The 26,160-nt window shown below is 33.1% G+C and carries 18 protein-coding genes and 1 tRNA gene; 11 read left to right on the plus strand and 8 right to left on the minus strand.

Translation table 11 applies throughout. The features are described 5' to 3' along the window. Positions 1-37 precede the first annotated feature (37 nt). From rpsB to rplM, 3 genes are all read right to left on the minus strand, one after another. Entirely contained in the window at positions 38-844 is an 807-nt protein-coding gene (gene rpsB / locus AB3G39_RS04230; protein WP_367772220.1) for a 30S ribosomal protein S2, read from the minus strand. Between the two features lie 171 nt (positions 845-1,015). After that, positions 1,016-1,402, minus strand: coding sequence for a 30S ribosomal protein S9 (gene rpsI, locus AB3G39_RS04235; RefSeq protein WP_091083100.1), 387 nt, complete (start codon positions 1,400-1,402; stop codon positions 1,016-1,018). After that, complete coding sequence (gene rplM / locus AB3G39_RS04240; RefSeq protein WP_367755447.1) at positions 1,402-1,857, minus strand: 50S ribosomal protein L13; 456 nt, start codon at positions 1,855-1,857, stop codon at positions 1,402-1,404. The genes rpsI and rplM overlap by 1 nt, the downstream gene beginning before the upstream one ends. Before the next feature lie 352 nt (positions 1,858-2,209). Here rplM and AB3G39_RS04245 point away from each other — a divergent pair, with 352 nt between their 5' ends. Further along, positions 2,210-3,235, plus strand: coding sequence for a LacI family DNA-binding transcriptional regulator (locus AB3G39_RS04245; RefSeq protein ID WP_367772218.1), 1,026 nt, complete (start codon positions 2,210-2,212; stop codon positions 3,233-3,235). Between the two features lie 121 nt (positions 3,236-3,356). Here AB3G39_RS04245 and polA read toward each other — a convergent pair whose 3' ends face one another. Continuing rightward, positions 3,357-6,197 (minus strand): DNA polymerase I, encoded by a 2,841-nt coding sequence (gene polA, locus AB3G39_RS04250; protein WP_367772216.1) that lies wholly within the window; start codon positions 6,195-6,197, stop codon positions 3,357-3,359. 387 nt (positions 6,198-6,584) lie between these two features. On the opposite strand from polA, the gene AB3G39_RS04255 reads away from it, so the two are divergent. The 3 genes from AB3G39_RS04255 (at position 6,585) to AB3G39_RS04265 (ending at position 9,813) form a co-directional block, all read left to right on the plus strand. Then, positions 6,585-8,030: a hypothetical protein gene (locus AB3G39_RS04255; RefSeq protein WP_367772215.1), complete on the plus strand. Its 1,446-nt coding sequence runs from the start codon at positions 6,585-6,587 to the stop codon at positions 8,028-8,030. Positions 8,031-8,210: 180 nt separating this feature from the next. Then, positions 8,211-9,443 (plus strand): metallophosphoesterase, encoded by a 1,233-nt coding sequence (locus AB3G39_RS04260; protein WP_367772214.1) that lies wholly within the window; start codon positions 8,211-8,213, stop codon positions 9,441-9,443. 73 nt (positions 9,444-9,516) lie between these two features. Further along, positions 9,517-9,813 (plus strand): thioredoxin family protein, encoded by a 297-nt coding sequence (locus AB3G39_RS04265; protein ID WP_367755436.1) that lies wholly within the window; start codon positions 9,517-9,519, stop codon positions 9,811-9,813. 12 nt (positions 9,814-9,825) lie between these two features. On the opposite strand, the gene AB3G39_RS04270 is transcribed toward AB3G39_RS04265, so the two are convergent. Next, complete coding sequence (locus tag AB3G39_RS04270; protein ID WP_369752614.1) at positions 9,826-10,464, minus strand: polysaccharide deacetylase family protein; 639 nt, start codon at positions 10,462-10,464, stop codon at positions 9,826-9,828. A gap of 80 nt (positions 10,465-10,544) precedes the next feature. Then, the gene (locus AB3G39_RS04275) at positions 10,545-13,856 is read right to left on the minus strand and encodes a protein O-mannosyl-transferase family (RefSeq protein ID WP_369766098.1); all 3,312 of its coding nucleotides are present in this window, start codon (positions 13,854-13,856) and stop codon (positions 10,545-10,547) included. Between the two features lie 238 nt (positions 13,857-14,094). On the opposite strand from AB3G39_RS04275, the gene AB3G39_RS04280 reads away from it, so the two are divergent. After that, positions 14,095-14,165: transfer RNA gene (locus tag AB3G39_RS04280), tRNA-Gln, on the plus strand. A gap of 91 nt (positions 14,166-14,256) precedes the next feature. On the opposite strand, the gene AB3G39_RS04285 is transcribed toward AB3G39_RS04280, so the two are convergent. Further along, the gene (locus AB3G39_RS04285; RefSeq protein ID WP_367772201.1) at positions 14,257-15,081 is read right to left on the minus strand and encodes a universal stress protein; all 825 of its coding nucleotides are present in this window, start codon (positions 15,079-15,081) and stop codon (positions 14,257-14,259) included. A gap of 174 nt (positions 15,082-15,255) precedes the next feature. Between AB3G39_RS04285 and rimP the strand changes: the two genes are divergently transcribed. The 4 genes from rimP (at position 15,256) to AB3G39_RS04305 (ending at position 20,763) form a co-directional block, all read left to right on the plus strand. Beyond that, the gene (gene rimP, locus AB3G39_RS04290; RefSeq protein ID WP_367757989.1) at positions 15,256-15,720 is read left to right on the plus strand and encodes a ribosome assembly cofactor RimP; all 465 of its coding nucleotides are present in this window, start codon (positions 15,256-15,258) and stop codon (positions 15,718-15,720) included. Positions 15,721-15,733: 13 nt separating this feature from the next. Beyond that, positions 15,734-16,987: a transcription termination factor NusA gene (gene nusA, locus AB3G39_RS04295; protein WP_367755428.1), complete on the plus strand. Its 1,254-nt coding sequence runs from the start codon at positions 15,734-15,736 to the stop codon at positions 16,985-16,987. A gap of 110 nt (positions 16,988-17,097) precedes the next feature. Continuing rightward, positions 17,098-19,965, plus strand: coding sequence for a translation initiation factor IF-2 (gene infB, locus AB3G39_RS04300; protein WP_367755426.1), 2,868 nt, complete (start codon positions 17,098-17,100; stop codon positions 19,963-19,965). A 171-nt stretch (positions 19,966-20,136) separates the two neighbouring features. Then, positions 20,137-20,763, plus strand: a complete 627-nt coding sequence (locus AB3G39_RS04305) for a hypothetical protein (protein ID WP_369766099.1) — start codon at positions 20,137-20,139, stop codon at positions 20,761-20,763. 381 nt (positions 20,764-21,144) lie between these two features. On the opposite strand, the gene AB3G39_RS04310 is transcribed toward AB3G39_RS04305, so the two are convergent. After that, complete coding sequence (locus tag AB3G39_RS04310) at positions 21,145-21,534, minus strand: SPOR domain-containing protein (RefSeq protein WP_367772198.1); 390 nt, start codon at positions 21,532-21,534, stop codon at positions 21,145-21,147. 217 nt (positions 21,535-21,751) lie between these two features. Between AB3G39_RS04310 and AB3G39_RS04315 the strand changes: the two genes are divergently transcribed. Together AB3G39_RS04315 and AB3G39_RS04320 are read left to right on the plus strand one after the other, a co-directional pair. Continuing rightward, positions 21,752-23,071 (plus strand): cytochrome c3 family protein, encoded by a 1,320-nt coding sequence (locus tag AB3G39_RS04315; RefSeq protein ID WP_367755420.1) that lies wholly within the window; start codon positions 21,752-21,754, stop codon positions 23,069-23,071. Between the two features lie 32 nt (positions 23,072-23,103). Next, on the plus strand, positions 23,104-26,157 hold the full coding sequence (locus tag AB3G39_RS04320) for a TAT-variant-translocated molybdopterin oxidoreductase (protein ID WP_367772194.1): 3,054 nt from the start codon (positions 23,104-23,106) through the stop codon (positions 26,155-26,157). The last annotated feature ends 3 nt before the right edge of the window (positions 26,158-26,160 follow it).

The following is a 26,160-nucleotide window of genomic DNA, read 5'->3' on the forward strand; positions in this document are numbered from 1 at the left end:
ATTTGGAATTTAAAATTTGGAATTTAAAATTTGTTTTTTATTCTTCAGTTGCTGGTGCAGCTGTTTCAGCAGCTGGAGCTACTACTTCTTCAGTTGTAGCAGTTGCTACAGCAGCAGGAGCAGCTTTTTCAGTTGCGTCAGCTTCTTTGTCAGACCCTCTATCAGAAAGTCCTTCAGTGATTGCAGCTGTAACTAAAGATAAAATTTTATCGATTGATTTAGAAGCATCATCATTTGATGGAATTACAAACTCTACTTCACGAGGATCAGAGTTAGTATCAACCATTGCAAAAACTGGAATGTTTAATTTTTGAGCTTCTTTTATTGCGATGTGTTCAGCTTTGATGTCTACTACAAATAATGCAGCTGGTAATCTTGACATATCAGAAATTGAACCTAAATTTTTCTCTAATTTAGCACGAAGACGATCAACTTGTAAACGCTCTTTCTTTGAAAGTGTCATGAAAGTACCATCTTTCTTCATTTTATCAATAGTAGCCATTTTTTTAACAGCTTTACGGATAGTTACGAAGTTAGTTAGCATTCCACCAGGCCATCTTTCAGTGATGTAAGGCATGTTTGCAGCTTTTGCTTTTTCAGCAACGATGTCTTTTGCTTGTTTTTTGGTAGCAACAAATAATATTTTTCTACCTGATGCAGCGATTTTTTTCAAAGCTTCATTAGCCTCTTCAATTTTTGCTGCAGTTTTATATAGATTGATAATGTGTATACCATTACGTTCCATATAAATGTACGGAGCCATGTTTGGATCCCATTTTCTAGTCATGTGTCCGAAGTGAACACCTGCTTCTAGTAATTCTTTTACTTCTACTTTGTTTGACATTTTTTGTACTAGTTTACGTTCTGTTGATTAGCAATGTATGAATGGCGATTTCTCGGCTAAATACATTTAGATGCTAAACTAATTCCTACCTCGGTAGGCAACAACAACATTGTTTTAAATTCAATAATAAATTCAATAAGTCTTGAATAAATGTATTCAAGACAGGCAATATTAACGTTTCGAGAATTGAAATTTCTTACGAGCTTTCTTTTGACCGAATTTCTTACGCTCAACCATTCTTGGATCTCTTGTTAATAAACCTTCTGGTTTCAAGATTAATCTGTTTTCAGCATTTACTTCACACATAACGCGTGCTAATGCCATTCTTACAGCTTCTGCTTGACCAGTTGAACCACCTCCATAAACATTTACTTTTACGTCAAAGTTAGTTGCATTTTCTGTCATAGACATAGGTTGCATTACTTTGTACTGTAAAGTAGCTGTTGGGAAGTAAGTTGCGAATTCTTTTTTGTTTACAGTGATTACTCCTGTTCCTTCCGAAACATAAACACGTGCAACAGCGGTTTTTCTTCTACCGATTTTGTGAATAACTCCCATTACTTAAGATCGTTTAGGTTAACTGTTCTCGGTTTTTGTGCACCTTGTTTGTGCTCTGAACCAACAACAACATTTAAATTTCTGAAAAGTTCAGCACCAATTTTGTTTTTTGGTAACATTCCTTTTACTGCTTTTTCTACTAATAATGCAGGGTTTTTCGATTGCAATACTTTAGCAGTTAAAGTTCTTTGTCCTCCTGGGTAACCTGTGTGACGCATGTAAATCTTTTCGTCCATTTTGTTACCTGTAAGGTTAATTTTTTCTGAGTTGATAACAATTACGTTATCTCCACAGTCAACGTGCGGTGTGTAACTTGGCTTGTACTTACCTCTTAAAATCATAGCGACTTTTGAAGCAAGACGACCTAAGTTATGACCTTCAGCATCTACAACGATCCACTCTTTTGTAACAGTGGCTTTGCTTGCTGATTGTGTCTTGTAGCTTAATGCGTCCATAATAATTTTTTAATTAAACATTCCATCCCCATTAAAGGGGATGCAAAAGTACAATTAATTATTTTAAATACAAATACCTTAAAAGAATAATTTTCACTTGTTTTTACACTGATAATCAATTGTATATTTAGGGTGTCGTTGTATTTTTATCTTTTGGATTTTTACTTAATACATCTATTCTATTTTTGTATTACTTTTGTTATCAATAATAAAATTTTTATATTGCATTCTTACCAGCTATTTTTATAGAATAATACTGTCTTTTTTTATAGCATGTAAATTGCTATTATATTTAAAGTTAGAGACTATTCAAGATACTATTATTACTAATTTAGTCAACAAATACATAATTATGAAAGTTAAAGCAACTCTTAAACAAATTGCAAAAGAACTTAACGTTTCTGTTTCTACAGTTTCAAAAGCCCTTAATGATAGTCCTGAGATTAGTGATCAAACAAAAATTAAGATAAAAGAATACGCTAAACTTAAAAATTATAAACCCAATGTTATTGGTTTAAATCTAAAAAACAGAAAAACAAAAACAATTGGTGTTATTATACCCAATATTTTAAATTCTTTTTTCGCAAAAGTTTTTAGTGGTATTGAAAAAGTTGCGGATGAAAAAGGATATAATGTGATTACTTGTATTTCTAATGAGTCGATTGAAAAGGAAATAAATACATTAGAAATGCTTAGTAATGGAACTATTGATGGCTTCATTTTATCAGTATCTGAAGAAGCACAGAAGCTTCAGGATTATTCTCATTTCTCAGCAATAATAAATGACGGAACTCCTATAGTAATGTTTGATAGAATAGCGGATGAAATTGAATGTGATAAAGTCGTGGTTGATGATTTTAATTCAGCTTTAAATTCTACACAAAGATTAATTGATTTAGGCTGTAAAAACATAGCATTGTTTTCATCAGTAGATAAACTTAGTGTTGGTAAATTGCGTACAGATGGTTATTTACAAGCGTTGAAAAATAATGGTGTTGCAGTAAATGAAACTATTATTTTAAGAACAAACTCAGAAGATGATTTAAGTGCCGCTGTTTTAAATATTCCTTCAAATGAGCCTATAGATGCAATTTTTGCTTTGGAAGAAACGGATACGGTTGCTGCATTAAAGTATGGACTAAAACATGGTTTTAAAATACCTGAAGAATTATCAATTATTGGTTTTGCAGATGGAATATTAGCTTCGAGAAGGCTAACTCCAAGTGTTACAACTGTAAGCCAACATGCGCCTGAAATTGGAGAAAAAGCAGCTTTGTTGTTAATTGATCGTTTAGAAGCTAAAGAAGAAAATTTACCTTTTAAAACGGTGGTTATTAAAACAATTTTGAAAGAAAGAGAGTCTACAAGAAACGGATAATTAGAATTTTTAATATTAAAAAAAACCACTCCTATTTATATAAGAGTGGTTTTTTTTAATATTAAAAAAAACCACTCCTATTTATATAAGAGTGGTTTTTTTGTGCTTTTTTTAATTGAAATTAATGTGCTTCCAGCCAATCTTTACCCATTCCAAGATCTACAATTAATGGAACATCAAGTTTGAAAGCGTTCTCCATTTCGTGTTTGATCATCGGTTGGATTTTTTCTAATTCCGAGTTATGTACATCAAACACAAGTTCATCATGAACTTGAAGGAGCATTTTACTTTTCCAGTTTTCTGTTTTTAATTTTTCATGGATATTAATCATGGCAATTTTGATAATGTCGGCAGCGCTTCCTTGAATTGGTGCGTTTACTGCATTACGTTCTGCGCCACCACGAACTATTGCATTCTGCGAGTTGATGTCTTTTAAATAGCGACGCCTTCCTAGAACGGTTTGTACGTATCCGTTTTCACGTGCAAATTCAATTTGCTCGTGAATATATGATTTGAGTCTTGGATATGTTTTGTAATACGCTTCAATTAAAGTAGCGCTTTCAGAACGGGAAAGTGAAGTTTGATTGCTTAATCCAAATGCTGAAACCCCATATATAATTCCAAAATTGACCGTCTTAGCATGGCTACGTTGTTCTCTTGTTACTTCTTCTAACGGGACATCAAAAACTTTAGAAGCAGTAGATTTATGAATATCTTCATTATTTTGAAACGCTTTGATCATATTCTCTTCGCCGCTCAAAGCAGCAATAACACGAAGTTCAATTTGAGAATAATCCGCAGATACTAAAGTGTAATTTTCATCTCTGGCTACAAATGCTTTTCGTATTTGTCTTCCTCGTTCTGTACGAATAGGAATGTTTTGTAAATTGGGATTATTAGAGCTCAATCGGCCTGTGGCTGCTACCGTTTGCATATAATCAGTATGAACACGCAATGTAATTGGGTCAACTTGATTTGGCAAGGCATCGACATAAGTGTTTTTTAGTTTAATTAATTGTCTCCAATCAAGTATATCTTTTACGATTTGATTTTCGTTGGCCAAGTAGCTCAATACTTCTTCACCTGTAGCATATTGACCTGTTTTTGTCTTTTTTTGCTTGGCTCCGCCTATTTTTAATTTGTCAAATAAGATATCTCCAAGTTGTTTTGGTGAAGCTAAATTAAAATGTTCTCCGGCAATTTCGTAAATAGTAGCTTCTAGTTTTTTAATATCATTATCTAGATCATGTGATAATGATTTTAAGAAATCGGTATCTAAACGAATACCTTCTTTTTCCATATCGGCTAGTACTTTTACCAAAGGAATTTCAATCTCTTCAAAAAGTTTTTTTGTCTCGGTTTTTTCTAATTCAACAGCAAATTGTTCTTTCAATTGAAAAGTCACATCCGCATCTTCAGCGGCGTACTCTTTGATTTCTTCTAAATCAACATCACGCATCGATTTTTGGTTTTTTCCTTTTTTTCCAATTAATGTCTCAATCGATTTTGGAGAGTACTTCAAATAGGTTTCGGCCAAGATGTCCATATTATGACGCATATCAGGATTGATCAAATAGTGAGCAATCATCGTATCAAATAATTTTCCTTCCACTGAAACGCCATAGTTGGATAGAATCTTTAGGTCGTATTTTAAATTTTGACCAATTTTTTCTATAGATTCATTTTCGAAAAAAGGAATGAATTTCTCAATCAAAATTTTTGCTTCTTCTTGATTTTCTGAAAAAGGAACATAAAAACCTTTTCCTTTTTCATATGAAAATGAAACACCAACTAGTTCTGCATGTAATGCATCTAAGCCAGTAGTTTCAGTGTCAAAACATACGGAAGTCTGTTTTAGTAAATTTTGTAATAGTAATTTACATCCTAAATCACCTTGAATAATTTGATAGGAATGTTCTGTATTTTCTAAAGTGTTATAATATTGGTGATGTGTTTCTTCTGAGGTTTCATTAGCTATTGTGCTTCCAAAAAGGTCAAATTGGTCTTCGTTTTTTGGTTGCGGTTTTTTGTATAACTTGGCTTCGTCAGCTGGATTGCTTGTAGCTATTGTGTCTCCTTTTTTGAATATGGCGTCAAATTGTTCTGCCATTCGGCGAAATTCTAATTCATTGAATAATGCATCTGTTTTTTCGACATCAGGAGTTGATAGTTCGTAATCAGTTTCGTTAAATACGACAGGGCAATCGAGTAATATGGTGGCTAAAGTTTTAGATAAAAGTCCTTTTTCTTTATTGGCTTCAATATTCTCTTTCATTTTTCCTTTTAGCTTATCAGTGTTTGCTAAAAGGTTTTCCATTGTTCCGTACTCTTTCAAGAATTTTTTGGCTGTTACTTCGCCTACCCCTGGTAGTCCAGGAATATTGTCAGCTGCGTCACCCATCATCCCTAGGAAGTCGATTACTTGATCTGGTCTTTCTATTTCAAATTTTGCAAGAACTTCAGGAATTCCCCAAATTTCTATTCCGTTCCCCATTCGAGCGGGCTTGTACATGAAAATGTTTTCAGAAACCAATTGAGCAAAATCCTTATCTGGAGTAACCATGAAAACTTTGTAGTTTTCTTTTTCAGCTTGTTTTGCTATGGTTCCAATTAAGTCATCGGCTTCAAAGCCTTTTACTTCAATTATTGGAATGTGCATGGCGCGCAATAGATCTTGGATATAAGGCACGGCTATTTTAATAGCTTCGGGAGTGGCGTCACGATGTGCTTTGTATTCTGGATAAATCTCATTTCGTAATTGACTTCCACCATTGTCAAAGGCCACGGCCAAATGATCTGGTTTTTCTCTTTTTATTACATCCATCAAGGAATTCATGAACCCCATAATTGCTGATGTATCCATTCCTTTAGAATTTATTCTAGGGTTTTTTATAAAAGCATAATAACCTCTAAATATTAAGGCGTATGCATCGAGAAGGAAAAGACGTTTTTGTTGTGACATGATTGAAATTTTATAAAGATTTCAAAAGTACAAAACTTAAAAGATATTGAAGTGCTAGAATTTATTATTTATAATTGTCGTTTCGATTATTTAATTTGAAAGAATTTTATTTATTTAGGAGCTTGTTTTTTTTGTAAAAAAAAGAGTTTTAAATTTAATTTGGCTTTTAAAAATTGTAATACATAGCTTATAAAATATTTTATTTAAGGGGTTTTAGTTAAAAATAGCAACTCTTTATCGGATTAATTAGCTTTTAATCGGTTTTATTTGTATATTTAAAAATAAGTACAACTAAATACTTAGGTAGATTGTTTAATTCTTAATTCGAATATCATGCATAAAATTACATTTTTCAAAAACTTTTCAGCTTATCTTTTTTTATTTTTCATGATATCAAATTTGAGTGTTTTTTCACAAGTAGGGATAGGGACTACTACGCCTGACGCAAGTGCTGTCCTTGATGTGTCTTCTACAACGCAAGGATTATTAACTCCTCGTATGACTACCATGCAAAAAATGGCGATAACTAGTCCAGCTAATGGTTTAATGGTTTATGATACCACGCTTAAAGCGTTTAATTATTATGATAGTTCTACTATTTCTTGGGTAAGTATTGGTGCTTCAGCTAGTGATGGAAGGTCAAAATTCAAGCGAATTAAATCTACAGATGTTTTAGCAATTGTTTTAGCTGCTGAAAAAATTGCAGGTGGAGGTACAAAGTATCTATTAGACTCTCAAACTCTATATGAGATTAATGGGACTGTTGTTGTTGATTTACCAATTGAGTTAAATAATGCCTATGTAGTGGGGCTGGATTCTAGCGATGATAAATTAGTGAAGTCTTCAGGAGATTTATTTACAGGAATAACAGGAGGGTCAATAAGGGTTTTGACATTAGTTGCTTCTTCTGGTAATGTTTTTAATATTACAGGTACAGGATCAATAGGGGCAGGAACCCAAACTCAAAATTTAATTGTAAGAGATGCTATTATTGCAAGCTCCTCTAATGTTGGTAAAATTGAAAATTTTTCTTTGGTTTTTGTTAGTATCATTCAATTTGCAGGAAATACAACTGGGATTGTTTATAAGGACATTAATAAATTACTGATTAACAATGCTGGTTGGTTTGGAAATAATAGTGGTACTTATGAAACATTACAAGGGACTTTTGGACTAGTGGCAAAAATAGGAGGGTTTACTGAAGTTGTAGGTAGTAGTGTTGGATTGAGTGTTGTCTCTAATCCAATGATTACAAACGATGCTGTTTTAAGAGAAGTAGTTTTTACGGGAGTAGTTACTTCTGGTAAGTACATAAATGGATATACGGTTGGTAGTTATTCTGGATTTAATTTTGATAATAAATGGGCGGTAAACTGTCCTGGAATTCCTGTTGAAAGTGATATGGCTTCAACTGGAGATGTTAATTTTGATTATCCAGTTGGTTCAGGAGCATCAACTTCTTTTTCGGGAAGTACTAAAACCAAATTATTAGGAACGACTACATCCAATAATTTATTTCGATTTTCAACTGATGTAACTAATAATAGGTTGAAATATTTAGGCAGTAAAAAACGCTACTTTAGAGTAAACGGTTCGCTTTCATTTCAATCCTCAGCGAATACAACTACCTATATTGTATATATTGCAAAAAATGGTACTGTTGTTAATCAATCTAAAGTGTATGTCAATTCAACAACAACAAACGATATTCTGGCAATTCCTATTGGAACTACACTTGAATTGAGTCCAAATGATTTTATTGAAGTTTTTGCTGAAAGATATTCTGGAAGTGGGAGTATGCTAACAGTTTCTTTAAATTTGTCGGTTAATTAAAAGCAACTGTGAAGGAAATGAAAATTAATATAATTTTAAGTCAGCAAGTTTTTTTGCTGACTTTTTTGTTTCTAAATACATGACAGGTTGAAAAAAAAATGGTCTCTTTTTGTTAAATATTGATTAATATAAGCACATAGTCTTTTCTTAATTTGTTATTTTGTCAAAAAATATATAATAATGGTTTTTCGTATACTGTTACTAGGTTTGATTCTTCTTATTATAGAGATTTATGCATTCCAAGCATTTAGAACATTAGTTAAGTTAAAATGGATTTTAATTTCATATCAAGTAATAAGTGTTTTAGTCTTGTTGTTTATCCTCTATTCTTTTACCAAGTTTGATAGTTCGGTTGGGCAAACAAAACAGACAATGTTTACTATGGGGTTGCTCCTAATAGTATATGTTCCGAAATTAATAGTTACATTCTTGCTTCTTGGTGAAGATGTTTTTCGAATTGGTGCTGGTTCTGTGAACTATTTTTTAGAAAACAATAACGATACTTTTTTGGGTTCAAGAAGAAAATTTGTTAGCCAGATAGGGTTAGGATTGGCGGCAATTCCATTTATGTCATTGATTTATGGTATTACAATAGGGAAGTATAATTATAAAGTAATAAAGCAACGTATTTTCTTTCCGGACTTACCAGATGCTTTTGATGGTTTTACTATTACTCAAATATCAGATGTTCACAGCGGAAGCTTTGATAATCCTGAGAAAATTAATTATGCAATTGATTTAGTTAATGAGCAAAATTCAGATATGATTCTTTTTACAGGAGATATTGTGAATACTGATGCTAAAGAAATGCATCCGTGGTTAGAGACCTTCAACCGAATTAAAAAGCATGAATATGGTAAATATTCGGTGCTAGGGAATCATGATTATGGAGAATATGTGACTTGGCCTTCAGAGAAAGATAAAGCAGATAATTTTCAAGCTATAAAAGAGTTGTACGGAAAAATTGGTTTTACACTAATGTTGAATGAGCATACTTATATTGAAAAGGGAAATGATAAAATTGCTCTAATCGGGGTTGAGAATTGGGGACATAATTTTAAAAAAGCAGGTGATATAAACAAAGCTTCTCAGGATGTTGCTCAAGATGATTTTAAGATTTTAATGAGTCATGATCCGAGTCATTGGGATTATGAAATTAAAAATCATGTAAAAAATTTTCATCTTACATTGTCAGGACATACACATGGAATGCAATTTGGAATAGAAATCCCAGGTTATTTTAAATGGAGTTTGGCACAATATGTTTATGCACAATGGGCAGGTTTATACGAAAATTTAGGTAGATATGTCTATGTGAATAGAGGGTTTGGGTTTCATGCTTACCCTGGAAGAGTGGGAATTATGCCCGAAATCACAGTCATTGAACTAAAAAAAGGCAAGAATGTGGCATAATTCGTTAAAAATGCTACATTTGTAAATTATATCTATTTTTTTTAATAGATTTAAAAATTAAATTTTTGGTTTTATGTCAAAATTTGGAGAACTTATAAGCGCACAAGTACCTGTGTTAATCGATTTTTACACAGATTGGAATGAATCATCCGTTTCGATGCATCCAGTTATTAGAGATGTTGCAGCAGCTCTTGGTGACAAAGCAAAAGTCATCAAGATTGATGTGGATAAAAATCAAGAATTAGCAGATGCTTTAAGAATTAAAGGGCTTCCTACCTTAATGATTTATAAAGAGGGACAAATGATCTGGAGACAATCTGGTGAATTGGATGCGAATACTATCATTAGTATTGTTCAGGAACAACTTTAGTTTTACTTTCTATTATTCTAAAACTTCGCAGGATAATTTATTTTCAGCTATATAATCTAAAACTTTAGGCAATGTATATTTGAGGTTATCAAATGCCTTTATGCTATCGTGAAAGACTATTATACTTCCTGATCTCATATTGGAGATCACATTTTCTAAACATTTTTCCTTAGTTATTGCTTGGTCGAAATCAGCACTAAGTACATCCCACATAATAATTTTATATCCCTGGGCTTTTAATATTTTAGCTTGATTGGATTTTATTTTGCCATAAGGAGGACGAAATAAAGTTATTTTTCCCTTTTTAAAGTTAGAAATTGAATCTGCACAAAGGGAAACGTTATGTATATATGTTTCTGTAGTTGTTTTCCATCCTTTTAAGTGGTCGAAAGTGTGATTTCCTATTGCGTGACCTTCATTTATTATTTGATTAAAAATGGCTGGATTTGTTTCGATGTTCTTCCCGATACAAAAAAAAGTAGCTTTGACGGAATGTTTTTTCAATTCTGCTAGCACCCATTTGGTAATTTCTGGTGTGGGACCGTCATCAAAAGTAAGATATATTTTATTTTCAGTATTGGGTAAATCCCAAATGTATTTTGAAAATAATTTCTTTATTATTGAGTGTGTTTTTATCCAATAAAAGCTCATTTGTTTTTTTATAAAATTAAAAAAAATGCAGCAAAGTCAGAAGATTTTGCTGCATTTTTTAGATTAAAAATGATTTAAAGTTATTCTTTTTTACGTCCAAAACGTTCAAACATCGTAATGTAGGTATTGAATACAACTTTGTTTTGGTTGTAAAACGCACTGTCGCCACTTTCAATCATTACTTGTAGCAGTCCTCTGTAGCGCTCAATATCTGTAATGATGTCAATAGCGATACTTGTTTGTTCTGATGGAGCTAGTTTTGAATAATAATTTAAGTTTTCTCTGTATTTTGTAATTAGCTTCCCTAAAAGTTCTTGTGCTTTTGCTTTTTCTCCAACTTGATAATATCCTCTTGTAAAAGGCTCTAGAAGGGAATAATAGCCAAATTTTTCTAATGGCATTTTTTTCATTGCCAAATCAATTACTTTTTTGGCTTTGTCCATTTTTCCTTCCACAATTAATTGGTCCATTAGTCGAGCAAGATTTGTTCTATAGGTTATGCTTTCTCTTCTGGTTTCTGGGTCATGATAGATTTTATCGCTATCACTATTTCCCCAATCCCATTTCATAATATTGGTATACATCTTATCAGAATCAATTTGCCCCATATCTAGTGGGCTTCCATCTTTAGGAATAGCGGTTTTTATTGGGACTAGTTTATAAACCATTCCGTCCAATTGAAGGTAGTTTTTCATCCATAAATAATCTTCATCATCAAAAGCTCCTGGGCTGAAGAAAATAGGTCTTTTCCAGTTGTTATTGGCTACAATGTCCAACATCATTAATCTGTTTTTATACAATGCATTTCCTTTGATGTCTAAATCAATGTAGGGAACAATAGAGTCATTGTATTTTGTAGCAACCACTTTGTTTTTTATGATGCTATTTTTGTCTACAGGAATTCTGATTTTATTAGTTGGGTAAAAATGAATTCTTTGTCCATTTTGCATATCAACTGTTGATTTTGGGTTTTTTATAAAATTTATAAAATCTTTTATTTCCCATCTGCTTTCTGTTTTTGGAATATGAACTACATAATCCAGTTTGTCTCCTACATATTGGTCATGTGTAAATGAAATAGGCAATGGATTTGATTCGTAAGTTTTTGTTTTCATTTGATCGATATACCAATCAGTCATGAAAAGGCTTGTATTCACAATTTTTACGTCGGTTCTTACTTTTTCTATTTCTTGGGCATACCAAAGTGGGAAGGTGTCGTTGTCTCCTATAGTGAATAATATGGCGTTAGGGTCGCAAGAGTTAAGGTACGCTTTTGCCATTGCAGTTGCAGTATATTTGCCAGAGCGATCATGATCATCCCAGTTTTGAGAAGCCATAAGTACGGGAGCGGCCAATAAAGAAGCAGCAATAATAACTGGTCCAGCTATTTTTGGAGCTAAGTATTTTTGCAAACTTTCGTAAAGAGCATATACTCCAAAACCAATCCATATGGCAAAGACATAAAAGGAACCTACGAGGGCATAATCTCGCTCACGAGGTTCAAAGGGTCTTTCGTTTAAGTAGATTTTCAATGCTAAACCCGTGAAAAGGAATAGGGCTAGCAAGACATAAAAACTTTTTAAATCTTTATTGGCATGATACATTAAACCTATAAGTCCAAGAATGAATGGAAGAAAGTAATATACGTTACGTCCTTTGTTGTTTAAAACATCCGAAGGTAAATTATCTTGAGAGCCAACATGTAAATTATCTATAAAATTGATTCCACTTATCCAGTTACCATCTTGATTGTCATATCTTCCTTGTACATCACTTTGACGTCCAACAAAATTCCACATTAGATATCTCCAGTACATATAGCCAAATTGGTATTCGACCATAAAACTTAAGTTGTCAATTGTTGTTGGTTTTTCAATTATTAGATAATCGCCGTAACTTTTTAGAAACTTAACGTATCCGTCATTGTCAATTTGCTTTTGTGCGTAGGCGTGTCTAAATTCCGTAACTGTTTTTGCTACTTCATTTTTCAACTGAGCGATTGCTTTATTGTAATCTTCTTCAGATAATTTACTAGCGTCAATTCCGTATTGCGCTAAATCATTTTCATAAGGATAAGCTGGATTTATTTTGAACTCAGGAGGATTGGTGAAGTTCATATAATTTGAAATATGATCAGCGCTCCACATTCTTGGCAAAATAGTTTTTTGATTATCATCGCTATTTTGCTCTGCATTTTTAAAGTTATTTACAATAACGTACTTGCCTGTTTTGTAGTCTCTCTCGTAATTTGGAGCTTTGTCAAGGTAAGGGTTGTTTTTGTCTAATCCGGCAAATGTTTCTGTGTATTGCGGTCCGTAGAATAATGGATTTACACCATATTGTTCTCTGTTGTAATAAGCCAGTACTTCGGCAGCATCAGAAGGTTTATTTTCGTTAATAACGGTATTGGCATTTGCTCTAATAGGTAGCATCATCCATGTTGAAAATCCAATAAAAATAAATAAAACACACAATAATAAGGTGTTATATTGAACCATTTCTTTTTTGCGAGTGTAATTTAATCCAAAATAAAAGAAAGCTATTAATGCTAGAGTAACAAATATACTTCCAGAGTTAAAAGGCATTCCTAGGCTGTTAACCATGAATATTTCTGTTTTACCAAAGAAAGCCATTGTTAACGGAAGTAATAGTTTGAAAATGAACAATAGGATAGAGATTACAACAACATTGGCTAGGAGGAAGTTTTTGATTGTAACCGTTTTGTAATGTTTGAAATAATATAAAAAACCTATAGCAGGAATGGTCAATAATGCCATGAAGTGAACACCAAATGAAAGACCAATTACAAGCGAAATTATGAGTAACCATTTATTTCCTCTTGGAGAATCCATGTCTTGTTCCCAGCGTAACCCAAGCCAAAAAAGTAAAGAAATAAGCAGTGAAGCCATAGCGTATACTTCCGCTTCAACGGCATTGAACCAAAAACTATCTGAATAAGTGTAAGCTAAAGCGCCAACAAATGAACTTCCTAAAACTACAATCGCATTGCTTTTAGTAAGAGTTGAGTCTTGATTGTTATCATTCGTATTGTCAGTAACTCTTAAAACTAATTTTTTTAAAATCATGGATGATGACCAAAAAAGGAATAAGATCGTAAATGCACTTGAGAATACGGATGTCATGTTAACCATCAATGCGATGTGCTGATTGTCTGAGGCAAACATGGCGAAAAAAGCGCCAATCATCTGAAATAAGGGTGCTCCAGGTGGATGACCTACCTCGAGTTTAGCGGCAGTTGCTATATATTCTCCACAATCCCAGAAACTCATTGTGGGCTCCACTGTAAGCGTGTATGTTATTAGTGCGATTCCAAATGTAATCCATCCTATTATCGTATTCCATTTATTGAAATTGAATGTCGCCTTATTCATGTATTAAAATTTAGTTATATTTTAAGTTACAAAGAAAATGTTTTTTTATTTAAGGATGTAGGCATTAACAAAATTTTCTGGGAAACTATTTACATTTGGTAACGTATTGGTTTTTAGTATTTTTCAAGGTTTTGCTTAATTTTATTGGTTTCTGACGTAAATTTTTTTGATAAAAACTCTAAAAAAGTTTGCGCAAACTAAATTTTATTATAAATTTGCACTCGCTTAACAGCAATGATGGTCTATGGTGTAATGGTAACACAACTGTTTTTGGTGCAGTCGTTCAAGGTTCGAGTCCTTGTAGACCAACATAAAGCCTCTCAATTTTTGAGAGGCTTTTTTTTTGGATTAAATTTAGAGTGAGAAATGATTTTATTTAGTCAGTTATGATTTTTTTTGGCTAAATTTTAAATGTTATTACGGGTTTAATAGCATGGTTTACTAAATCTTCGGATACGCTTCCTGAAAAGAAATGTGATAATCCTGTTCTGCCATGTGTGCACAAGCCTATTAAGTCAGCATCTATTTTTCTTGAAAAATTAAGGATCCCTTTTTCAATGTTAACATCATTGTAAATATGCGTTGAATAGTTTTTAATATCGAATTCAGCTAAAAAGTCATTCATTATTTTCTCTGAAAGTTCAGTAGTTTTAAAACTATTAGGGGTGCAAATCATGACTAAGTGTAAATTTGCATCAAAAAGATTAGTAAACTCAATCATTTTTTTAAATGGTTTTTTTATTTCTTTTGAAAAATCAGAAGCGAAAACAAAATCAGCAGATTTAAATTCAGGGATGCTTTTTTTAATTACTAAAACAGGGGTATCTGAAAGGCGAACTACTTTTTCAGTATTAGATCCAACTAGAATTTCTTCGATGCCCGAAACGCCATGTGATCCCATGACGATTAAGTCAGGGTTGTTTTTTTTGTTATAAGAAAGAATGCCTTCGAAAGCTCTTTCAAATTTCACTTGCTCAGTAACTTGTATGCCGTTTAGGTAGTTTTTTTCTTTAAATTTTTGTAACGTTTCATTGGCTTTTTTAATAAATAACATGACTTCTGGGATGCCTGTTGCTCCAGTAATAGCATCGTTCATTTGAGTTGGAATTTCTAACATGTGAAGCAAATGGATTTCGCTATTATTTTTTTTTGCAATTTGAGCAGCTACTTTTAAAGCGTTTTCAGAATGAGCTGAAAAATCGATAGGAACTAGAATTCGTTTCATAATTTATAGAATTAATTATTCAGAAAACCTTTATTTAAATGCTCCAATAAAGATAAGAAATATTTTAACAGCAATCAATTATTTTGGTTTATAAAAAAAACACTATATTTGCACCGTTATTTATTAAAATCTAGATAATGAGGGGACTAAATGTCCCCTCTTTTTATAAAAAATATGACATTTAAAGAAAAAGTAAATACATTGTTAGCGGAAGGTCTTGTGGATAAGCCCTCTATCTTCTTAATTGATTTAATTATTACGGATGCTTTTAAAGTAATTGTGAACTTAGATGGAGACAATGGTGTGGCTCTTCAAGATTGTATTGATGTGAGTCGTTTTATCGATGCTAATTTAGATAGAGAAGAGCAAGATTACTCTCTGGAAGTAGCGTCAGTAGGAGTTGGATCACCTTTAAAATTGATAAGACAATACAAGAAAAACATAGGTAGAATGTTGATTGTTAAAACGGGAACAGAAAATATAGAGGCAGAATTGGTGGAAGCTAATGATGATTTTGTAATTTTGTCGTGGAAAGCAAGAGAACCTAAAAAAATTGGAAAAGGTAAGGAGACAGTTCAAAAAAGACTTGAGATACCTTATGTAGACATAAAAGAAGCAATTGTTACAGTAACATTTTAATTAAAGAATTCGCATGGAAAATTTAGCATTAATCGATTCATTCTCAGAGTTTAAAGATGATAAACTTATTGATCGTGTAACGCTTATGGCAATTTTGGAAGATGTATTTAGAAATGCATTGAAGAAAAAATACGGTTCAGACGATAATTTCGATATTATTATAAATCCTGATAAAGGAGATATGGAAATTTGGAGAAGAAGGGTGATCGTTGCTGACGAAGATTTAGATTTTGAAAACGAAGAAATTACACTTACTGAAGCTAGAAAAATAGAAGAAGATTTTGAAATTGGAGAAGAAGTTTCTGAAGAAGTGAAGTTAATTGACTTAGGAAGAAGAGCAATTTTGGCTTTACGCCAAAACTTAATTTCTAAAATTCATGAACATGACAACACGAATCTTTACAAGCAATTTAAAGATTTAATTGGTGAAATTTATACTGCCGAAGTGCATCATGTAAGACCTAGAGTTGTTATTTTAGTTGATGACGAAGGGAATGAAATTGTTTTGCCAAAAGAAAAACAAATCCCATCCGATTTTTTCCGTAAAGGAGATAATGTTCGTGGTATCATTGAAAGCGTTGAGCTGAAAGGAAACAAACCTCAAATTATTATGTCTAGAACTTCTGAGAAGTTTTTAGAGAAATTATTTGAACAAGAAATTCCTGAAGTGTTTGACGGATTGATAATGGTTAAAAATGTAGTGCGAATTCCTGGTGAAAAAGCAAAAGTAGCTGTTGATTCTTATGATGATAGAATTGATCCTGTAGGAGCTTGTGTTGGGATGAAAGGATCACGTATTCACGGTATTGTTCGTGAATTAGGAAATGAAAATATAGATGTTATTAATTTTACAAGTAACATACAATTATATATTACAAGAGCATTAAGTCCAGCCAAAGTATCTTCAATTAAAATTAATGAAGAAACTAAAAGAGCTGAAGTGTTTTTGAAATTGGAAGAAGTTTCTAAAGCAATTGGTAGAGGTGGACACAATATTAGATTAGCAGGTTTATTGACAGGTTATGAATTAGATGTGATTCGTGAAGGTGATGTAGCTGGAGCAACTGCTGATGAAGATGATGTTGAATTAACTGAGTTTTCGGATGAAATTGAAGAGTGGGTAATAGAAGAATTTGCAAAAATTGGATTGGATACTGCAAAAAGTATTTTAAAACAAGATGTAGAGGATTTGGTAAGAAGAACTGACCTAGAAGAGGAAACGATTCTAGATGTAATGAGAATATTGAAAGAAGAATTTGACAGTTAGTCAATGTATCTTCAACGATAAACATGCCACTTTATAATTTTCTTGGTCAATAAGTGCCTAGTTGGGAGTAAAGTGAGGAATAACAAAAAAGGTAATAATAAAAAGGTTTTATGTCTGAAGAGAGAATTATTAGAATAAACAAAGTTTTAAGGGAATTGAACATTTCTTTGGAAAGAGCTGTGGATTATCTAAAAGATAAAGGGATTGCTATTGAAGCAAATCCAAACACAAAAATTTCTGATGATGTGTACAATGTCTTGTGCGGTCAATTTGCAGGTGACAGAGGGAAAAAAGAAGCTTCGAAAGAAGTAGGAGAAGAGAAAAGAAAAGAGAAAGAGGCATTGCGTGTGGAGCGAGAAAAAGAAATTGAAGATAAACGCAAGCATGACGATGAAGTTCTGAAACAACAACAAGAAGTGATAAAAGCGAGAGCTGTAGTTACCGGTCCTGTTCAAGTTGGGAAGATAGATCTTAATCCTAAAAAAGTAGTTGCTCCAGTAAAAGCGGAAGTTGAAAAAACAGAGGCTCCAAAAGCAATAGTTCCAGTTGAAAAACCAGTTGAAAAAGAACCAGTACAGGAAAATCTTGTTTCAGACAAAAAAGAAGTAAAACCTACTGTTGAAGTAAAAGAGGCAATAAAGGAAGAGAAAAAAGAAAATGTTAAGAAAGTGGTTGCTAAGGCAATTGTTCCTGAAGCAAAAGTCGTTCCTAAAACTGATGAAGCTCCTGTTGAAGAGGCAATCACAACGCAGTATCAAAAATTATCTGGTACTAAATTAACTGGTCAAACAATTGACTTGTCTCAATTTAATAAGCCAAAAAAGAAAAAAGAAGAGCCTAAAATTACACCTAATAAGCCTGGTGCTCCAGGAGCTGCTGGTGCAAATAAAAATAAGCGTAAAAGAATTGCTCCAAAACCTGGAACACCTAGACCTCCTGGAGTTCCTGGTGCGCCAAACCCAAACAAAATTACACCAAATACTGGTGGGGGTGGTTTTAATGCAAATAGAAGTTCTAGACCTGGATTTGTTAAAGGGAATAGACCAGCTATTGTAGCTAAAGTTGAGCCAACAGAAGAGGAAGTTAAAAATCAAATTCGTGAGACTTTAGAAAAACTTCAAGGTAAAAAAGGAGGTAAATCTAAAGCAGCGAAATACAGAAGAGACAAAAGAGATACGCACCGTCAAAAATCGGATGAGGAGCAAAGAGCAATAGACGAAGGTAGTAAAACTATTAAGGTTACTGAATTTGTTACCGTTGGTGAAATTGCGATAATGATGGATGTGCCAATTACTAAGGTTATTGGAACATGTATGTCGCTTGGAATCATGGTTACCATGAATCAACGTTTGGATGCAGAAACATTAACTATTGTTGCTGATGAATTTGGTTATGAAGTTGAATTCATAACTGTTGATATTGAAGAAGCAATTGAAGTTGTTGAAGATAAAGAAGAAGACCTAGTGTTTAGAGCGCCTATTGTTACGGTAATGGGTCACGTCGATCACGGTAAAACATCTTTACTGGATTATATTCGTAAAGAAAATGTTATTGCAGGAGAGTCTGGAGGAATTACACAACACATTGGTGCCTACGGAGTAACTTTAGATAACGGACAAAAAATAGCATTCCTTGATACACCAGGTCACGAAGCGTTTACCGCAATGCGTGCACGTGGAGCTCAAGTTACAGATATTGCAATTATTGTAATTGCAGCAGATGATGATATCATGCCGCAAACTAAAGAAGCAATCAGTCACGCTCAAGCGGCTGGTGTGCCAATTATATTTGCAATTAATAAAGTGGATAAGCCAAATGCTAATCCTGAAAAAATTAAAGAGAAATTAGCAGGTATGAATTTACTTGTTGAGGATTGGGGTGGTAAATACCAATCTCATGATATTTCTGCAAAAGTGGGAACCGGAGTTAAAGAATTATTAGAAAAAGTTTTATTAGAAGCGGAAGTTTTAGATTTAAAATCTAATCCTAATAAGGCTGCTCAAGGAACTGTTGTTGAGGCATTCTTGGACAAAGGGAAAGGATATGTTTCTACAATTTTAGTTCAACACGGAACGTTGAAAGTGGGAGATTATATGTTAGCTGGAAAACATCATGGTAAAATTAAAGCTATGCATGATGAAAGAGGAAATATCGTTACTGTAGCAGGTCCTTCAACACCAGTTTCAGTATTAGGTTTAGATGGTGCAGCTACTGCAGGAGATAAGTTTAATATTTTTGAAGATGAAAAAGAAGCGAAACAAATTGCTTCTAAACGTTCTCAATTAATGCGTGAACAATCCGTACGTACACAACGTCATATTACACTTGATGAAATTGGACGTCGTATTGCTTTAGGTCAATTTAAAGAATTGAACGTAATCCTTAAAGGAGATGTTGATGGTTCTGTTGAAGCATTATCTGATTCGTTCTCTAAATTATCGACTGAAGAAATTCAAATTAACATTATACATAAAGGAGTTGGAGCAATTACGGAGACTGACGTTATGTTGGCTTCTGCTTCAGATGCGATTATTATTGGATTTAATGTTCGTCCTGCAGGAAATGCGAGACAACTGGCTGATAAAGAAGAAATCGATATCCGTTACTACTCAATTATCTACGCAGCTATTGATGACTTGAAAGATGCAATGGAAGGAATGTTAGCTCCTGAAATGAAAGAAGAAATTCTAGGTACTGCTGAAATTAGAGAGATATTTAAAATTTCTAAAGTAGGATCTATTGCAGGTTGTATGGTTATGGACGGTAAAATAGCTAGAAGCTCTAAAATTAGAGTTATCCGTGAAGGAGTTGTTGTTCATACAGGAGAGCTTATTGCACTGAAACGTTTCAAAGACGATGTGAAAGAAGTAGCTAAAGGGTATGACTGTGGTATTCAAATTAAAGGATACAACGACATTGAAGAAAGAGATGTTATTGAAGCGTACCATGAGGTAGCGATCAAGAAAAAATTGAAATAGAATTTTCAATATATTTGTTAAAAAATCCCGAGCAATCGGGATTTTTTTGTTTTTAAGTGTTTATGTATTTTGAGGGTTTAGATTTTTTTGGATTAGATTTGTTTTAGGCTTTTATTTTTTTTGTTGCTACGGATTGCAAAGCCTAGTTTTTTGAGGTTTAAAAAAATAGTTATGAATAAATTGAAATTATATTTAGTGTTTTTGTCTTTCATTTTTGTATTATCCTGCCAAGATAAATCTGCTCAGGAGCAGAAATTGAAATTAGGCTATTTACAATTCTTAAGAGAATACCCAAAGGGACTGACAAGACATTTCCCAAATGAAAAGGAAATAAAATCCGATTATCAGATTCATCATAATTATTTGTCAATGTATTCACCTTCGCAATTAATTGTTAGGCAGAAAGAATCCAAATCAATGGTTGATTCATTAATCTCGGTTTCTCGCAAAATTAAATATTCAGATTCATCATATTATATTGTAAATAAATACCTCAGAGATTCAAATATATTAAGCATCACTAAAAATCATGAACAATTTAAAGCACAAATAGAACACCAAAGTGCAGTTCCAATACCGAATTTTTATAAAGTAAGTGATTTTGATGGGGATAGGTATAATTTGTTGAACAAATCATATGCAATATATTTAATTGAAGCCGAGCCTAAACAATGTTGTTCTGAAAAATTTCATCACGGAACTTGGTATATGCCTAATGAATGGAAAGATGGATTTAGTAGAGGATATGCAATCGATTTAGAAAATAATTTGGTTATTTATTGGTTGGTAATTTGGTAATGACAAGTTCTCGTTTTTGTACCTGAACCTAGAGATCATCGAATTAAATGATACAATGTATTTAATTCATTGCACGGACTAAATAAATGCTTTTTTATACTATTGAGAAATGTCCTTGGTAATAAAAATATAAAATAATGATAAGTGATTTAAAAGGACCGTGCATGTATAATGAGTTCTGAAAGCGTTCTCCTGGTTATAGTCAATCGTTACTATGGGTATTTACCAAGTTTCTAAAAAAAGCAGTCTCAATCTATCTAACGTGAGCAATATTTAATTCAAATTATCATCAAGGGCATATTAAATAAGTCAAAAAGCACAAAAGCAACTCGTAAAAGGAGTTGCTTTTTATATTAAAATTATTTTTTTTCTGTTTAGAATTTATTTCTGTGGTTTTATTAAAAGGACATTATCGTATTTTTTCTTAATTTCTACTAAATACTTTTCTGCTTCAATGCGAGTCCTGAAATCTCCAATCCACACTTTGTAATTTGGGGTATTAAACACTATTGTACCGTCTAAGTCTCTAAATTCTTGTTTGCAGTCATTAAGTGCTTTTTTTGCTTTTTCACTTTCTCCACTAAAAATTTGGATTTTATAGCGCTCATTAACAGCTGATGAACTGTTTGTTTTTCTCTTTTCAATCAATAATTGTTCAAACTTTGGATCTTGGCGAATGTTAATGTTTTGATCTTGTGCCATTAATTTACTTGTTGAAATACTAAGGGCTATTGTAAAGAAAATGAATTTTGAAGTTGTTAAAATTCTCATAACGTGATGGTTTTTAAGCAAAAATACTATTTATTGAATGATTGTAAAACATAAATATTATTTAGAATTAATATAAATTGAAATTAAGACTATTTTAAGGTTTTGAGAATAGTTCATAAGTCGTATTTTTGTCGAAGTTTTAAAATAAAGGAACAGTTTTCTATAAGTCTATATAGAAAAAATTGTGCCAATTTTTAGTAGATAATCATTATACTTTATGAAAAAGGTGGGTAACCATAATTCGACTTCAAGGAAATTATTTTATAGCTTAGCTTTAATGCTAACTTTTTCCTTAACTTCATTTGCGCAAGTTGTTGCACCTGCGGCAGCAACGGAAGCACCAGTAGCTACACAAGGTGGTGACCCAGTAAAGGGTAAAGAGCTTTTTAATTCAAATTGTGCTGCGTGTCATAAGCTTGATGCAAAATCAACAGGTCCTGCTTTAAGAGGGGTTGCTGGTAAGCACGAAATGGCTTGGATTTACAAGTGGGTTCACAATAGCTCAGAACTTATTAAATCAGGAGATGCTGCAGCTGTTAAACTTTTTGCGGATAATAATAAGTCAGTAATGACTGCATTTCCACAATTAGCAACTGGAGATATTGATAATATAATAGCTTATACTTCTGAAGTTAAGGCTGAGGCACCGGCTCCTGTACCAGGAACTGCTGTTGCGGGATCGGCTGATCAAAGTGGTGTTTCTAATAATATAATCTTAGGTGCTTTGGCTCTTGTGATGCTTATGTTAGTTGTGATGTTGTTCTTGGTGAACAATGTTTTAACTAAGGTAGCAAAATCAAATGGAATTGAAGTAGCTCCTAAAACACCAACTACGCCTATATGGAAGGCATTTGTTAAAAATCAATTTTTAGTGCTTATTACTTCAATATTTTTATTATTGGCCAGTGGGTACTTTGTTTATGGATTTTTAATGCAGGTAGGAGTTGATCAAGGATATGAGCCAATACAGCCAATTCATTATTCACACAGAATTCATGCTGGTGATAACGAGATAAATTGTAAATATTGTCACTCTGCAGCTAGAGTGAGTAAAAATTCTGGAATTCCTTCTTTGAATGTTTGTATGAATTGTCATAAAAACATTTCTGAAGTTGCTGAATCTACTGCTACTCCTGAGTACAGTAAAGCATTTTATGATGAGCAAATCCAAAAATTGTATACTGCTGTGGGTTGGGATAAAGCAACACAATCTTATACTGGTAAAACACAGCCAGTTAAATGGGTTCGTATTCATAACTTGCCTGACTTCGTTTATTTCAATCACTCACAACACGTTACTGTTGCTGGAATTGAATGTCAAACTTGTCACGGTCCAGTTGAAACTTACGAAATTCAAAAACAGTTCGCTCCATTAACGATGGGATGGTGTATTAATTGCCATAGAAAAACCGATGTTAAAATGGAAGGAAACGACTATTATACTAAAATTCACAAAGAACTTTCTAAAAAATATGGTGTAGACAAATTGACTGCAGCTCAAATGGGAGGTTTAGAATGCGGTAAATGCCACTATTAATCAAATTATTAAGATTTTAATATTTATATACAATGTCATCAAACAAAAAATACTGGAAAAGTGTTGAGGAACTAGAAAATAGTTCTATTGTTGAGACGCTTAGAAATAACGAATTTGTTGAAGAAATTCCTACTGAAGATTTTTTAGGAAATAATGATGCAATGTCATCTTCTTCAACATCACGTCGTGATTTTTTAAAGTACGTTGGGTTTAGTACTGCTGCAGCCACGCTTGCGGCATGCGAAGGTCCTGTGAACAAGTCGATTCCTTATGTATTGCAGCCAGAGCAAATCATTCCTGGAGTAGCTGATTATTATGCTACTTCTGTTTTTGATGGTTTTGATTTTGCAAATCTACTTGTTAAAACACGTGAAGGGCGTCCTATTAAAATAGATAATAATACTATTTCAGGAGCTAAATTTGCTGCTAATGCTAGAATTCATGCGTCTATATTATCTTTATATGATAGTATGCGTTTGAAAGAGCCTAAGTCAAAAGGTAAAAGTGCTACTTGGTCTGCAGTTGATGCAGATATAAAAGCAAGTTTGGCTGAAGCTAAAGCAAATGGTAGTCAGGTAGTATTGTTAACTAATACTTTAGCTAGCCCGTCCACTGAAAAATTAATTGGAGAATTTATTGCGTTAAATCCTACTGCTAAGCATGTGGTTTATGATGCTGTTTCTTCATCTGAAGCTTTAGATGCTTTTGAGTCCGTTTATGGTGAAAGAGCTTTAGTTGATTATGATTTTTCAAAATCATCGCTAATTGTTTCTGTTGGTGCGGATTTCTTAGGAGATTGGCAAGGTGGAGGATATGATTCTAGTTATGCACAAGGTAGGATTCCTAAAAGTGGAAAAATGTCTCGTCACTTTCAATTAGAAGCTAATATGACTTTGTCTGGTGCTGCTGCTGATAAGCGTTTGGCTATGTCAACTGCAAATCAAAAACAAGCGTTAGTACATATATATAATGTTATTACTGGTTCTTCTGTAGCGGTAAATTTAGATGATAAATTTAAAGCTGAAGTTAGTAAAGCGGCTCAACAGTTGAAAGCTGCTGGGTCAAATGGAGTTTTAGTTTCTGGTATTCAAGATAAAAATGCTCAATTGTTAGTTTTAGCAATTAATCAAGCTTTATCAAGTGAAGCTTTTATAACTTCTGGAACAAGACAAATTAGAAAAGGGTCTAATGAAAAAGTGGCTCAGTTAGTAAGTGACATGAATGCGGGTAGTGTTCATACCTTAATAATGAGTGGTGTTAACCCAATATATACTTTGGCCGATTCAGGTTTATTCGCTGAAGGTCTTAAGAAAGTTAAAACGTCAGTTTCTTTATCTTTGAAAGAAGATGAAACTGCTTCTGTAACTACTATTGCTATGCCAGTTCCTCATTATTTGGAATCATGGGGTGATTTAAGTTTGACAAAAGGAACTTATAGTTTAACGCAACCAACAATTCGTCCTTTATTTGATACAAAACAATTTCAAGATGTTTTAATGTCTTTGAATGGAATGTCAGGTACTTATTACGATTACTTAAAAGCAACTTCTGCTTCAGTTATTGCAGGTGCTTCTTGGAATAAAGTGTTGCATGATGGTGTTTATGTTGGAGATTCTCAATCTTTATCTGGAGGTTCTGCTGATTATTCTGCTGCTGCAAATGCTTTAGCAAAATCAAAAGCTGGTGCTGGATTTGAATTGGTACTGTATACTAAAACAGGTATGGGTGATGGGCAACAGGCTAATAACCCTTGGTTACAAGAGTTTCCTGATCCAATTACAAGAGTGTCATGGGATAATTATGTTACTGTTTCTAATGCAGATGCAAAACAATTGTTGATGACTAATGAAATCGTTGCTAATGGTGGTTTGAATGGTAGTTATGCTACAATTACTACTGCTGACGGTTTAAAATTAGATAATGTGCCAGTTATTGTTCAGCCAGGTCAAGCTGTAGGAACTATTGGATTGGCATTAGGTTATGGTCGTAAAGCGGCTTTGAAAGAAGAAATGCAAGTAGGTTTAAATGCTTACGCTTTATATAAAGGTTTTAATGATGTACAATCTGTTAGTTTAGTTAAAGCTAATGGAGAACATGAGTTTGCTTGTGTTCAAGGTCAAAAAACATTAATGGGTAGAGGGGATATCATCAAGGAAACTACCTTGGAAATCTTCAATACTAAAGATGCTAAATTTTGGAATGAAGTACCTATGGTATCTTTAGACCATGAAGAAGTAGAGGCTACAAAAGTTGATTTATGGGATTCATTTGATCGTTCAGTTGGACATCATTTTAATCTTTCAATTGATTTAAATGCTTGTACTGGATGTGGGGCTTGTGTAATAGCATGTCACGCTGAGAATAATGTGCCAGTTGTAGGTAAGTCTGAAGTAAGAAGAAGTCGTGATATGCACTGGTTGCGTATCGATAGATATTACTCTTCTGAAAGTACTTTTGCAGGTGATAATGAAAGAAAAGAGAATATAGCTGGTTTGTCTAGTTCTTTGTCTACTTTTAATGAAATGGAAAAAGCAGGAGATAATCCTCAAGTTTCTTTTCAACCTGTAATGTGTCAACATTGTAATCACGCACCTTGTGAAACAGTTTGTCCTGTTGCTGCGACTTCTCATGGTCGTCAAGGTCAAAACATGATGGCTTATAATAGATGTGTTGGTACTCGTTATTGTGCTAATAACTGTCCTTATAAAGTACGTCGTTTTAACTGGTTCTTGTATAACAAAAACAGTGAATTTGATTATCATATGAATGATGATTTAGGACGTATGGTTTTAAATCCAGATGTAAATGTTCGTTCTCGTGGAGTAATGGAAAAATGTTCAATGTGTATTCAAATGACACAAGCGACAATTTTAAGTGCGAAGAGAGAAGGTAGAGCTATTGTTGATGGAGAATTTCAAACGGCGTGTTCAAATGCTTGTTCTACTGGAGCAATGGCTTTTGGAGATGTTAATGATACAGAAAGTCAAATTGCTAAATTAGCTGCTGATGATAGAATGTATCATTTATTAGAGCATGTTGGGACAAAACCTAATGTTATCTATCACGTTAAAGTTAGAAATACCTAGTAC

Source organism: Flavobacterium sp. WC2416, assembly GCF_041200095.1.
GTDB lineage: Bacteria > Bacteroidota > Bacteroidia > Flavobacteriales > Flavobacteriaceae > Flavobacterium.

Excerpts from the sequence above, each read along its gene's own strand:
- rpsB (WP_367772220.1), bottom strand. The coding sequence starts at position 844 with ATGTCAAACAAAGTAGAAGTAAAAGAATTACTAGAAGCAGGTGTTCAC.
- rpsI (WP_091083100.1), bottom strand. The coding sequence starts at position 1,402 with ATGGGAGTTATTCACAAAATCGGTAGAAGAAAAACCGCTGTTGCACGT.
- rplM (WP_367755447.1), bottom strand. The coding sequence starts at position 1,857 with ATGGACGCATTAAGCTACAAGACACAATCAGCAAGCAAAGCCACTGTT.
- AB3G39_RS04245 (WP_367772218.1), top strand. The coding sequence starts at position 2,210 with ATGAAAGTTAAAGCAACTCTTAAACAAATTGCAAAAGAACTTAACGTT.
- polA (WP_367772216.1), bottom strand. The coding sequence starts at position 6,197 with ATGTCACAACAAAAACGTCTTTTCCTTCTCGATGCATACGCCTTAATA.
- AB3G39_RS04255 (WP_367772215.1), top strand. The coding sequence starts at position 6,585 with ATGATATCAAATTTGAGTGTTTTTTCACAAGTAGGGATAGGGACTACT.
- AB3G39_RS04260 (WP_367772214.1), top strand. The coding sequence starts at position 8,211 with ATGGTTTTTCGTATACTGTTACTAGGTTTGATTCTTCTTATTATAGAG.
- AB3G39_RS04265 (WP_367755436.1), top strand. The coding sequence starts at position 9,517 with ATGTCAAAATTTGGAGAACTTATAAGCGCACAAGTACCTGTGTTAATC.
- AB3G39_RS04270 (WP_369752614.1), bottom strand. The coding sequence starts at position 10,464 with ATGAGCTTTTATTGGATAAAAACACACTCAATAATAAAGAAATTATTT.
- AB3G39_RS04275 (WP_369766098.1), bottom strand. The coding sequence starts at position 13,856 with ATGAATAAGGCGACATTCAATTTCAATAAATGGAATACGATAATAGGA.
- AB3G39_RS04285 (WP_367772201.1), bottom strand. The coding sequence starts at position 15,081 with ATGAAACGAATTCTAGTTCCTATCGATTTTTCAGCTCATTCTGAAAAC.
- rimP (WP_367757989.1), top strand. The coding sequence starts at position 15,256 with ATGACATTTAAAGAAAAAGTAAATACATTGTTAGCGGAAGGTCTTGTG.
- nusA (WP_367755428.1), top strand. The coding sequence starts at position 15,734 with ATGGAAAATTTAGCATTAATCGATTCATTCTCAGAGTTTAAAGATGAT.
- infB (WP_367755426.1), top strand. The coding sequence starts at position 17,098 with ATGTCTGAAGAGAGAATTATTAGAATAAACAAAGTTTTAAGGGAATTG.
- AB3G39_RS04305 (WP_369766099.1), top strand. The coding sequence starts at position 20,137 with ATGAATAAATTGAAATTATATTTAGTGTTTTTGTCTTTCATTTTTGTA.
- AB3G39_RS04310 (WP_367772198.1), bottom strand. The coding sequence starts at position 21,534 with ATGAGAATTTTAACAACTTCAAAATTCATTTTCTTTACAATAGCCCTT.
- AB3G39_RS04315 (WP_367755420.1), top strand. The coding sequence starts at position 21,752 with ATGAAAAAGGTGGGTAACCATAATTCGACTTCAAGGAAATTATTTTAT.
- AB3G39_RS04320 (WP_367772194.1), top strand. The coding sequence starts at position 23,104 with ATGTCATCAAACAAAAAATACTGGAAAAGTGTTGAGGAACTAGAAAAT.